The sequence below is a fragment of the Salinimonas marina genome (genome assembly GCF_015644725.1).
Classification (GTDB): domain Bacteria; phylum Pseudomonadota; class Gammaproteobacteria; order Enterobacterales; family Alteromonadaceae; genus Alteromonas.
Window position 1 is genome coordinate 632,182 of the sequence record NZ_CP064795.1, and the last position, 11,683, is coordinate 643,864.

General features: G+C 47.4%; 5 protein-coding genes and 3 pseudogenes. 5 read left to right on the plus strand and 3 right to left on the minus strand.

Annotated elements, in window-relative coordinates:
• Positions 1 to 266: 266 nt before the first annotated feature.
• The 3 genes and pseudogenes from IT774_RS17230 to IT774_RS02760 all read left to right on the plus strand — a co-directional run.
• A pseudogene (locus tag IT774_RS17230) lies at positions 267 to 1,376 on the plus strand (IS4 family transposase); the annotation flags it as partial.
• Positions 1,377 to 1,834: 458 nt separating this feature from the next.
• Positions 1,835 to 2,611 (plus strand): hypothetical protein, encoded by a 777-nt coding sequence (locus tag IT774_RS02755; protein ID WP_195811234.1) that lies wholly within the window; start codon positions 1,835 to 1,837, stop codon positions 2,609 to 2,611.
• Positions 2,612 to 2,880: 269 nt separating this feature from the next.
• Complete coding sequence (locus IT774_RS02760) at positions 2,881 to 3,399, plus strand: DUF421 domain-containing protein (RefSeq protein WP_195811235.1); 519 nt, start codon at positions 2,881 to 2,883, stop codon at positions 3,397 to 3,399.
• A 75-nt stretch (positions 3,400 to 3,474) separates the two neighbouring features.
• On the opposite strand, the gene IT774_RS02765 is transcribed toward IT774_RS02760, so the two are convergent.
• Both IT774_RS02765 and IT774_RS02770 read right to left on the minus strand, forming a co-directional pair.
• Positions 3,475 to 5,598, minus strand: coding sequence for a TonB-dependent receptor (locus IT774_RS02765; protein ID WP_195811236.1), 2,124 nt, complete (start codon positions 5,596 to 5,598; stop codon positions 3,475 to 3,477).
• A gap of 44 nt (positions 5,599 to 5,642) precedes the next feature.
• Complete coding sequence (locus IT774_RS02770; protein ID WP_232365096.1) at positions 5,643 to 6,740, minus strand: PepSY-associated TM helix domain-containing protein; 1,098 nt, start codon at positions 6,738 to 6,740, stop codon at positions 5,643 to 5,645.
• A gap of 383 nt (positions 6,741 to 7,123) precedes the next feature.
• Here IT774_RS02770 and IT774_RS02775 point away from each other — a divergent pair.
• Positions 7,124 to 7,944, plus strand: a pseudogene (locus tag IT774_RS02775) (alpha/beta fold hydrolase).
• 260 nt (positions 7,945 to 8,204) lie between these two features.
• Positions 8,205 to 9,425: a serine/threonine transporter SstT gene (sstT, locus tag IT774_RS02780; RefSeq protein ID WP_195811238.1), complete on the plus strand. Its 1,221-nt coding sequence runs from the start codon at positions 8,205 to 8,207 to the stop codon at positions 9,423 to 9,425.
• Between the two features lie 1,068 nt (positions 9,426 to 10,493).
• On the opposite strand, the pseudogene IT774_RS02785 reads toward sstT, so the two are convergent.
• Positions 10,494 to 11,641 (minus strand): annotated as a pseudogene (locus IT774_RS02785) (AI-2E family transporter).
• Between the last annotated feature and the right edge of the window lie 42 nt (positions 11,642 to 11,683).

Sequence of the window (11,683 nt, forward strand, 5' to 3'; positions counted from 1 at the left end):
TATGTAATAATATCTATATTAATATTAAACTCAAACTACATAGTTAATCACTATTATTAAGAAATTTAAATTTCCTTAAAGAACGTAACACGCCAAGATCTTTATAACAAATAAAATATTTCGATATCTCCGTCGTATCATCTCCTGATTCCCAAAAAAACTCTTACTCAGCATTAATGCCGAACAGTTAAGAATTTAATGATCGGTTGACCGATCCTTTGAAGGCTTCAAAATCCGATATCAGCTAACTGGTATCGGATTTTTTTATGGACGTTTCTCAAGCTCTCGACATCATCAATTCAGCAAAACAGCCTCAGGTTAAAGTGCTGTCAGACCTCATCCCACTAGAGTTGATTGAGCAAGCTTATCAGATGACTGATACGGTCACCTTGCGCAAGTGGAATCATCGGTGTGGCTGCTTGTGGGCATGGCGCTATATAGCGACAAATCGATATCCGATGCCGTGAGTCAACTGGACCCTGTCGACCGCGAAGGTAAACTGTTTTTCGGCGCCAAGTGTATTGACGCAGCGTTGCAAAACACTGGAAGAATGTGGCGCAAAGGCGGTGTATCAGCATATGACCGCGCATTGGTCAAACAGGCAAATCTACCTCAACGGAACGCACTGACGCTTTTAGACGTTGATGGTGTCGTTTGGCGTACTGAAGATACACCCGAAGATGCCGACGGGTTTTCACGCAAAAAAATTCTCTTTATACGCAAGTAAGAATGGTCTGTTAGATTGAGCTAAGTACCGACCTGATGACAGGAAGAGCGTTTGACAGTTATGCCGTCAATAAAATGAAGCTGGCCGAACAGCTTATCGAAACCACCCCGGATAATAGTGTCACCCTGTTCGATAAGGGTTTTACTCCCTGGGCCTGTTAATCAGTGGCAGCACAAGGGGGAAAACCGACACTGGCTTATTCTTTTTAAAAAGAACCTGCGATATCAGGAAATTCGCTCTCTGGGACGCAATGACAAATTGGTAACGTTAAGCAGTAACCCCAGTTTCAGGAAGTTATGGCCGGGATTACCTGATACCCTGACTGCTCGTATTGTAAGCCGAAAAAGCAGAGGCAAAACCTATGAGGTACTGACCTCAATGACCGGCGCCATGCACTAACCTGCAGCCGATATCGTAAACTTATACGGACATCGCTAGAAATTGAGCTGGGCTATCGGGAGTAGAAAAATATATGCTGGGCAACCATCTGACCTTGCGTAGTCGCCTGCCTGAGTTAGAGAAGCAGGAGCTGTGGGGCGTAATGCTGACCTACAATCTGGTGCGATACCAGATGGTTCAAGTGTGCTTTAACTTTAAGGGAAACTACCTGCCTTACCAGCTTAGTTTTAACGGTGTACTGGCTGTAGTGGTCGAAGATATTAGGAGGTATGAGCGCAAGCTGCTAGCAAGGACATTCTTGCCAAGATTTGATATCTCAGTGTCTTGATGGTTTTTCTACTAGTCTACTGCGATGGAAAACTCATTGCGCCAAGGCCTGGTTTACGTACATAGCGGAATTGTCAGAATAGCTAAACCTCGTTTCAGTTTATTACCAGTGCATGTCGAACTCACTCAATCAGAGTGAATAACCCCATAGCTACAATGTTTTATGAGCATTTGTTTTAATCCCTTCGCTTATTAGCTGTTTTTTCTCATGAATTTGCCTGCGTAAGAACTTGTTCGTATAAGCTACGGAACTTTACCGGATATAGGGCTATGCTTATACGTTCAGCAGATGATGAGTTCTTTAATAGCGTACTGAATAGTCGCGCAGTTATTGTCGTTTTGGACCCATTGGTTTATATCAGACCGTAAGAGGATACAACAATGAACAAACTGTACAAAGGGGTCATAGCCGCCACCGGCTTGTGGATATTATGCCTGACGTCCGCCAGTGCTCTGGCCGAGGCGCACAAGGAAGACGGGGCCAAAAAGGAAATGCTGGCTGAAATGTGGGTGATGATGCCTAAAGAAGGAAAACAACAGGCGCTCGAAGATGCACTGAAAGAGCATGTAAAATTCAGACAATCTAAAAATGATACCCGCGAATGGCATGTCTATGCTCCGGTATTCGGCAGCAAGTTGGATCGGCTGGCGGTACGGGCCAATAACTTTACCTGGGCGGATATGGACACCTATCGCGATTGGGCGAAGAACCAGGGGGTCAGTGAGAACTGGCAACAAACCGCTGGCCAGTATGTAGATCATTATCACCATTACCTGGCAATCGAAGATCGTGAAAACAGCCACTGGGGCCCTGATGTTAACTACAAATATGTGGGAGTGACCAGCTATCAGCCTAAGCTGGGTCACCGCAGTGCTATTAACGAAGATATCAAAACCATGTCAGAGGCAGCCAAGGAACAAAACTGGCCCTATCACTGGTCGTTTTCTAACTCGGTCAGTGGGCACGGTGAGATAAATCTGGCGGTTCCTTATGAAAACTGGGGGGCCATGGCACCACCTGAAACAGAGTTTATGGAAGTGCTGGCTACCCACATGGGCGATGAGGAAAAAGCCAAGGAATTGATGAAGCGGTGGGCAGGGCATTTTGACAAAGTCGAGTTCAATGTATGGGAACTGCGAAACGATCTGATGCAATAACATAATAATCATAAACCAGGGGCTTTTCGTTGATGTACAGCGATGCAGCAAAGCCCTTTTTATCGCTATAGAGCAAGCTCCCCCTATATTCTGACTCAGCCCTCTCACGTGTTTAGCTGCAATGTCCTTCAAAACGCCAGGTCTTACGAACTGAGAATACAATATTTATTCTGAAGGTCTTCATTCACTATAAAATAATACCGTACTCATCTGTGTGTCGGTTTTAAGTGTATGCATACCATGCCAATTTTTTTAAACGGAACAATTGCATGTTTGTAGATGGTGCGACACTGGATCTTGTATTACGTGGTTTATTGCTTACGGCACTGGCCATGGGCTGGGTAGTATTACTTACACGGGTAAACGGGCTGCGCTCATTTTCCAAGATGACCAACTTTGATTTTGTTATGACGGTGGCAATGGGCTCCTTGCTGGCCGGCGCCAGTCAGTCGACAAACTGGGATGCTTTTATCCAGGCAGGCTTGGCGATGGCAGCATTATTTGCAGTGCAATACAGCGCGGCGCGACTGCGCCGCTCATCTGACAAATTTGAAGCCATGATGCAAAACACCCCGATCGTTCTGATGCGCGATGGAATAATTCTGGAGGATGCCCTGCGGCATACCCGCGTGGCTCGTAGCGATCTTATCGCCAAATTGCGTGAGGCAAATGTGCTGGATTTCTCGCAGGTTCGGGCGGTTATATTAGAAACAACCGGAGATATTTCGGTATTGCATGGCAGTGATTGTTCACAGGACGTATTGCAAGGCACCACCTACATTGAGTGACAAACGCCGGTAATAGCAAACAGGCCGGGGATGAGCCGGCCTGTAAATGAGGTGAAGAGATCCAGCGAGGAAAATCTAAAACTGGTAGGTGACCCCCACATTAACGGTGGTACCTAACCCTTTCACCCGGTAGCCGCCATAGGTATAGGCCTGAGCCCGGGCCGGGAAATAATCTTCATTTAACAGATTTTGCACGCCTAAAAAGCCCTGCCACTGAGACGAAAACGCGTAATTGCCGCTGACATTTACCACATTATAACTGCTTACCGGCGCCTGGTCGGTGCTGTAAGCCCCGTTTTCATCTGCATTAAACCGATCGCGGCTGCCCACATACAAATATTCCAGGGTTAAATTTGCCGTATCGGTGGGGCGCCAGTTTGCAATCAGTGTGGCTTTAGGAGGGTTCACGGTGCGGCCACCCAGGTAAACATCTTCCTGGGTGTCCTTGCCTTCAACATAACTGTAGGTCGCACTTAAGTCTAAAGTCGGCGACACACGGTAGTTGATAATACTCTCGTAACCCCAGATCTCCTGCGGGGCCCGTACCGGTAAATACACACCGGTAGTGGGATCAAACCGGGTAGATGTGCCCAGTTCTGAAGTACTGCGATAGGCCGCTACTTCAAGACGTACCGCCTCAGACATCTGCGAGGTAAAACCAATCTCATAGTTATCGATAATCGAAGCTTCGGTGCGTATATCGGCAATATCGGTGACCGTGGCTGAGCGTAACAAACGGCCGGTATCCGAAATATCCGCACCCTGTGAATAGCTGATAAATGGGTGGAAGGCCGGATTAAGCTGGTATTTAACCGCCACATTATAGGTGGTGGCATCATAATCCAGTTCTCCACCGGTCACGGCAACAGGCACAGAACACTGATTTTCCTGTCGGCAAAGGCGTAAGGTGTCATAGTTATCCACTTCAAGGCTGATGCTTTCACGACGAACCCCGGCCTTGATAATCAGATCCTCATGGTAAACCCACTTTGACTGCACAAAGCCGGCCACATTATTCATGTCCATTTCCGGAACCCACACCCGGCCATCCACCAGTGGTTGCGAAGTAACATCGTTAAGGGCATCCAGACCATAGATAAAAGTAGCTTCAATATTGTCAAAGCTAAGCTGGCTGTTAAAGGTGGCGCGTAGTCCTTCCTTTTCGGATTTTATTACCGACTGGCCACCGCTATAGCCGCCTTCAGGGTTGGCCAGACTCGGGGAAAAGAAAAACACATTTTCTATGCTCTGATCATAATAATCGAGGGTCAGCTGGGTATTGGAAAAAATATTCAGGTCGGTGTATTTCACCATCAGATTAGTATTGCCATCTGGCCCCTGTGGTTCGCCCGCCTTTTGCTCGGCAGGGGGCACATGCACTGCCAAATCTTTATTGCCATTGAAGGTATCGCCCAAATCGGTTTTTTGCTGGGAGCGATAAAAGTTGTAGCTTACCTGTAGCTGTTTATCAGCATCAAAGTCGTAGCCCAGTTTGGCAAAATAGTTTTGGGTAATGGCATCAGACAACCCATACTGCAGCCCCAGGATATCCCCTTCGGCATCACGCTGAACGCCGTTTTCTTCATAGCTGGCCGTCAGCAGATAATGCCAGTTTTGAGTGCGGCCGTTGACCGCAGCTTCCAGACGATGGCCTGCGCTTTCATCGGGCTGCACCGCACTGAAGCGGCTGGAAACAGATACATCACCCTCAACGCCATCGTCGCTTCTGGGGGTGCGCGTGATGTAGTTGATAATACCGCCGGCCGCACCGTTACCAAAAATGGAAGTCGCACCTTTAATAACTTCGATACGTTCAATGGCACTGGGATCAAGGGTTTTGACCCCCAGCGAGCCATTTCGAAGCGGGGTAGACTGTGGCACACCGTCAATCATCACCAACGGCGCTCGTCCGCGCAAGGTCTGACCGGTGTTACTGGAGCTGCCGGTATCCGGCCCCATACCAGGGACATACATGGCCAACAAACTTTGCAGCTCAGGGGTAACCTTAAGATGTTCCTGGATATCCTGCTTGGTAATAACCGTAACAGAAGCCGGTACTTCATCAATACTTTCTACCACCCGGCTACCAGAAACCACGATTCGTTCCATATCGGCAGGCAGGTCGGTGACGGCCAGGGCAGAGCCCGACACAAGAGATAAGGAAACCCAAAGGCTGGCGCGGCTAACGGTAAACTTCATGGCTTTTACTATTCCTGTAAATAAAAAACGCCCATAGTCTAATGTTAAAGAGAATGATTATCAATTGCGTTTTTGGGGGCGCGAAATTTTGGCACAGGCTTGCTTTTTCGGCGGTGTTGCCAGAAATAAATGCCGGATATTACAAAAAAGCATGGTGACAGGGCCATAATCAGCCATAGGGCTTCAACAATAGGACCGGCAAAACCGCCAATATGGAATTTGTATTTAAAATTCCAGACTTGTGTCGCAGCCGATGCCGCCGACGCATCAAAGGTTTGTAATACCTGCGCGGTGAAAGGATTCATCCATATCCAGCTGTAGGCGTGAGTTTCGCCCGGCATCTGCACCCGCAGTTTCAGAGCCTCACCGGGGGAGGCGGGCATATAGATTCTGAACAATGTCGCCTGAGGTAAGGCCCGAAGTCCATTTTCAATGGCACGATTGATAGCTAGTTGCTGGCCTGGGGTGAACTCCGCTACCGGCGGCCGGGCCTCAATCTGGCCTGGCGACAAGGCGCTGACCACCGCTGCGGTAGGGGCTTTCCAGTTAAACGCAATACCAGAAAAGGCGATAAGCAACAGTGGCAAAAACAGAAAAACACCCAGCACAGTATGCAGCTGATAAAGCAAAATTTTAGTTTTGGCCCGGGTGTTGATTTTAAGCCGCTTCAGACGCTTTTTGGGTTTCACCCATAAATAAAACCCGAATAGCACTTCGAAAATAAACAACAGCGCGACCACACTGACCCAATTACGCAGGCTGGTGCGATTGTCAGTATCCCGATACAACAGCCAGCGATGTACCGACATGGTGAAGCCGTATAGATGCTCCTCGAAAGCATAGGTCAGCAAAATTTCACCCGTATACGGATCCACACTAACATACTCACCATTGTCCAGGCGCAACTGCCAGGCCCGGTCGCGGTATTCAGGTTCGGTGCTCACAACGGTAACCGTCTGTCCGGAAGTGGCTTCTACATTCTCAAGCAGGGTGGAGATTGGCAACCTGGAAGATTGCTCTGCAACCGTCCAGTACTGGGGATTGATGATGGTCTGAATATCTTTTGCGTAAATCAACATCGCGCCGGTAACACTCAGTATTAACACGAACAGCGCCGTGATCAATCCAATCCATAAATGCATCTTTCGAAGCCAATTCCTGGCGAAGCTGTTGTTTTTCATGATTATGACTGTCTTTTATGAGGGCGCGTCGCGCGAAAGAAAAATAATGAGTATACATAGTCTAAACACAAATAAGAACTGTTCGCATTTTTTATTGCAATGGTGGTCTTTCAAATATCTTTCCCCAAGGGCAGATTGATTTGTGAACAGAAACGCGGCGGTTGATATTAAAAATGAACTTTTAAAAGACTCGCTGGTACCAATTTGAACGGGTGTTCAATTGGGCGTTATTTATAGCAAAAGCTACCTATTGATTCATCCCATGTAAGACACATCTGCAAGGGTGTCGTTATTTTATTTTGTAGCAACCAATAGAGGGTTATATGAGCAACACAGGTACCACCATGGAAGCGCTTGACACTCAATACACGATGATTGAAGGACACCGTATTGCCTATAAAGAAATGGGAGATGGTCAGCCTTTATTGCTGCTACACGGCATTCCCACCAACAAAATGTTGTGGACTCATGTGATGCCGGAGTTGGCTAAACAATATCGTGTTATCGCCCCCGATATGCTCAATTACGGTGAGTCTGATATGCCTGCTGATGCAGATGTGTCTATTAATGCACAAACCCGAATCCTGGTGAAATTGATGGACGCATTTGGCGTTGATAGCGCGGATGTAGTATCCCACGACATCGGTGGCGGAATTGGGCAGTTGCTGGCGGTCAACCATGCTCAGCGAGTACGCCGGCAGGTGCTGATTGATAGTGTTTGCTTTGACTCCTGGCCTATTCCGGAATTTGAGAAGATGTTAGAGCCTGGGGTGGAAGAGTCCACCAGTGTTGAGGAATTCGTCGACACCATGCGAGGCTTTATGCCAAGCGGGGTATATGACGATGCCGTGGTTACCGAAGAAATGACTGAGCGGTACGTAGGGCAGTGGAACAGTGAAAAAGGCAAAGCAGCATTTTTCCGCAATATGCGCAGGCTGAATAAAGAATACACAGAAGCCATCGCTGGCGAGCTGAAAAATATCGACATTGAAACTCTGATCCTTTGGGGGACAAAGACAATTTTCAAAAACCAAAATATGCGCCGAAGCTCATCGAGGCCATTCCCGGTGCCAGACTCCTCTGGATTGAAGATGCAGGCCATTGGGTCACCGACGAAAAGCCTGAAGCGGTAACCCGGCATATTCTGGAATTTCTTAAGCGCTAATCTTACCGGCCGTTTTCGGTTCCAGAATATAGTTAAGAAGCCGGATCCTCCGGCTTCTTGTTATAGATCACGTATTTTCTTTTCCCCCACATGGCCCACAGATGCGCGCTCATTCACCCGCCAATCAAGTGCTTTGCCTGCTTTTTACACAACGTTTATTGGCCTCTCAGGCTTTAAAAGGCAATCTGAGCAAAATTGTTTCATTTTGGTAAACAGATGCATTAAGGTGCACCGTGCTAAAAAACCAAGGACTCTTTTTAATGAGCTCAAATGTATTTTCGACGATGGTGCGGCGCTACATGAACGGCAACATCGTGCTTCAAATTGTTATCGGCCTGATCTGTGGCATTGTGCTGGCGGTGGTATCGCCAGAAGCAGCGCGTTCTGCTGGATTGGTTGGCGAAATTTTTGTTAAAGCCTTAAAAGCCATCGCGCCGTTGTTGGTTTTTATTCTGGTGATGGCCTCTATTGCTAATCATCAAAAAGCCCGGGAAACCCACATAAAACCGGTCCTTGTGTTGTACATGGTGGGGACCCTGATAGCCGCCACCACCGCCGTAATTTTCAGTTTTTTGTTCCCCACCGAATTAAACCTTGTGGCAGCCGAGGTCAGTCAGACCGCGCCGGAAGGCGTGGGCGAAGTATTGAATACTTTGATATTCAATATGGTTGATAATCCGGTCAATGCACTGGTGACTGCGAATTACATTGGCTTACTTACCTGGGCCGTAGGGCTGGGTTTTGGCTTACGCCATGGCTCTGATACCACCAAAAATGTGCTACAAAATATGGCCGACAGCGTGACTTTTGTGGTTACCATTGTGGTGCGCATGGCTCCGATAGGAATCTTTGGCCTGGTGACCAGTACCGTAGCAACTACCGGCTTTGATGCTTTATTAGGTTATTCACATCTGTTGATGGTACTTATTGGCGCCATGCTGTTTATTGCGCTGGTTACCAACCCTATTTTGGTTTTCATCCTTACCCGCAGCAACCCTTATCCACTGGTTTTCAAATGTTTGAAAGAAAGTGGCATCACGGCGTTCTTTACTCGCAGCTCAGCCGCCAATATCCCGGTTAATATGAGCTTGTGTCAGCGCCTGAAACTGGATGAAGATACCTATTCTGTGTCCATCCCTTTAGGAGCGACCATCAATATGGGCGGCGCGGCAATTACCATTACCGTACTGACGCTGGCCGCAGTAAACACCCTTGATATTCCGGTAGATTTTGCCACCGCTATCTTGCTGAGCGTGATTGCGGCAGTCTCTGCCTGTGGAAGTTCTGGCGTGGCCGGGGGCTCGCTTTTGCTTATACCGCTGGCCTGCAGCCTGTTCAATATTCCCAATGACATCGCCATGCAGGTGGTAGCGGTGGGCTTTATTTTAGGAGTACTTCAGGACTCTGCAGAAACGGCGCTAAATAGCTCCACAGATGTGTTGTTCACCGCAGCGGCCTGTCGCCGGGCAGAGCGCAAATAGCGCGACGATGCAATTAAGAGTCATCAAAGCAGTTTCATGTCAGAATCCGGAATGAAACTGCTTTCACTTTTTGTAGCTTTCACCATCTGTGAAGCCCGATGATAATGAAAGCCTGTTACTACTATTTGCCTCTTCGATAGCTCTTATTGCTCAGGAAAGTAAGCTCTAATCAGGCGAAAAGATGAACTCATGAGTTACGAATTTTTGCCTTTAGAATGAAGTCTCAAAGAAGAAGCCGGCCAGGCTCCCGAAGCCAAAAACATTGGAAAGGTACCCGTAATCAAATCCCGGATTTTACCGGTATGTTGCTCTGCCAGCAGCGCTAAACCTCCCGGGTTGCCATTTAAACTTCCTTAACTAATGCTTCTGATGGTGAAGGGCGCATTAATCCATAGCTGGCGTAAGCTAAAGAACTCAGCGTGTAAGCACCGTTGGCTAATAAGCTTTCGCCCGTCGCCTTACCTGGCACAGTGCATTCTATGCGCTTCAGCACAGCGGTTTCCAATATTGTAACCGCCGCTAAATAGTGCAGCTCTTGACGCTGCAATGCCGACGCGCCAGCCTGGGTAGCTGTTACGGCCTGTCCTCAAGTCACATTGCCGCCACTGACCTGCTCTGAATTCTGTTCCATCAAAATTTGCATCGTTTTTCCATGTTTTTCCAAAGCCTATATAAAAAACTAATTGGCGGCAGAGTGAGTAGCCGGTAACCCGAAAAATTCAGCCGCTTCAACAAGCATAGACAGAAAACCTAAGCCACGTAAGCTGTACGCAGGACGGGGTTTACAGGGCCACGCGTACAAATTGGTGATATTTCCTTCATGTTATAGAGCGGGGCGGATAACAGGCAAAATCAGTCATACAATAAACGGGAATACTTTCAGGGAATATTACTCAGGGATCAAAGCGCAGCCTTAGAGCCAAGCCTTGGAGCAAGGCCGGGTTTTATGATGTCAGTAGGCTGGAGTGGGTCGACACCTGGGATATTGGGTGTGCCGACCTTATCACATCTATGCCAGACTGATTATTGAGCTAAGCCAGCCCTGCATTAATGCTTATTATTTAACTCTTATTTAGATTTAATAAGCTTTATCCAGTGCGGAAAAACTTCCAGGTTTTTCAGAATTATTTTAAAACTCATCAGAATGGGAACAGCGAGTAAAACGCCAACTACACCCCATAACCACCCGGCCACAGAAAGCCAGAGAATAATAATTAAGGGGTTAAGCTGCATACTTCTCCCCAGTACTGACGGGGTGACGATTTGCGACTCAATTATGTTTATGGCTAAAAACAAAACCGGGGAAGCAAGGCGGTACTCACAAGACCGAATTGTACAACGCCAGCCACCAGCAATATGCTGCCGCTCGCCAAACCACCCAGATAAGGCACAAAGTTCATCAATGCTACCAGCGCACCCCATAACAGCGCATCATCCACCCCCACATAGGTAAATACAGCTGCAGTCGCTAACCCCAGAAACACATTGATAATACTAATCGTAACAATATAAGCAGATAGCTCTCGTTGAATCTGATTTACCAGGATTAAAGCGCGTCGTTTGTTGGTAACCACAGGGAAATCTTGAATAAATACATTAAATAATCCCGGCCCAAAAACCAGCAAAAAGAAAATGAGGATGATGCATGCAAAGATTTGAGCAAGCAGCAAAGGAGCATTACTGAACAAGGTTAGCCCCATTTCGATACCACTTTGTTTTAATTTGTCCGTTACTGCATTGCTTTTTTCCTCAGGTGGCGGCGGTTGTTCGGTGTCTTCATCATCAGCGAACCAGTCGAAAAAAGACGACTCTTTCTTTTTTGGGGCAGGTGCAGCGGACGGCTCTTTAGCTTCCAGTGTGTTGCTTATTTCTTCAATTTCTTCAGTAATTTCAGCCGCAATTTTGGGAAGCGAGTGCATCCATCGTTCGGCAGGCTCGGCAAGCTCCAGCCCTAAAAAGGTAAACGGGGTAACAAGCATTGCCATAAGTGCGGTAGCTGAGATAGTGCGGGGTATATAAAACTTTCTGGCCACAGAGACCAGCGGACTAAGCAGTAAGGCGATAAAAGCCGAGAAAAACAGGGGAATAAGCAAAGACTTTGCAAGATACAACGTATAGATAACGGCAAGTATTACAAGTATTTTCAGCAGTCTGGTTTGTCGCGCTTCTTTAAAATGGCTGTCCGGATGCTTCCTGTCTTGAGTATTGGGGGCGATTCAATATTGTCCATGTTCCAGCCTTATAGGAAATGCATACAG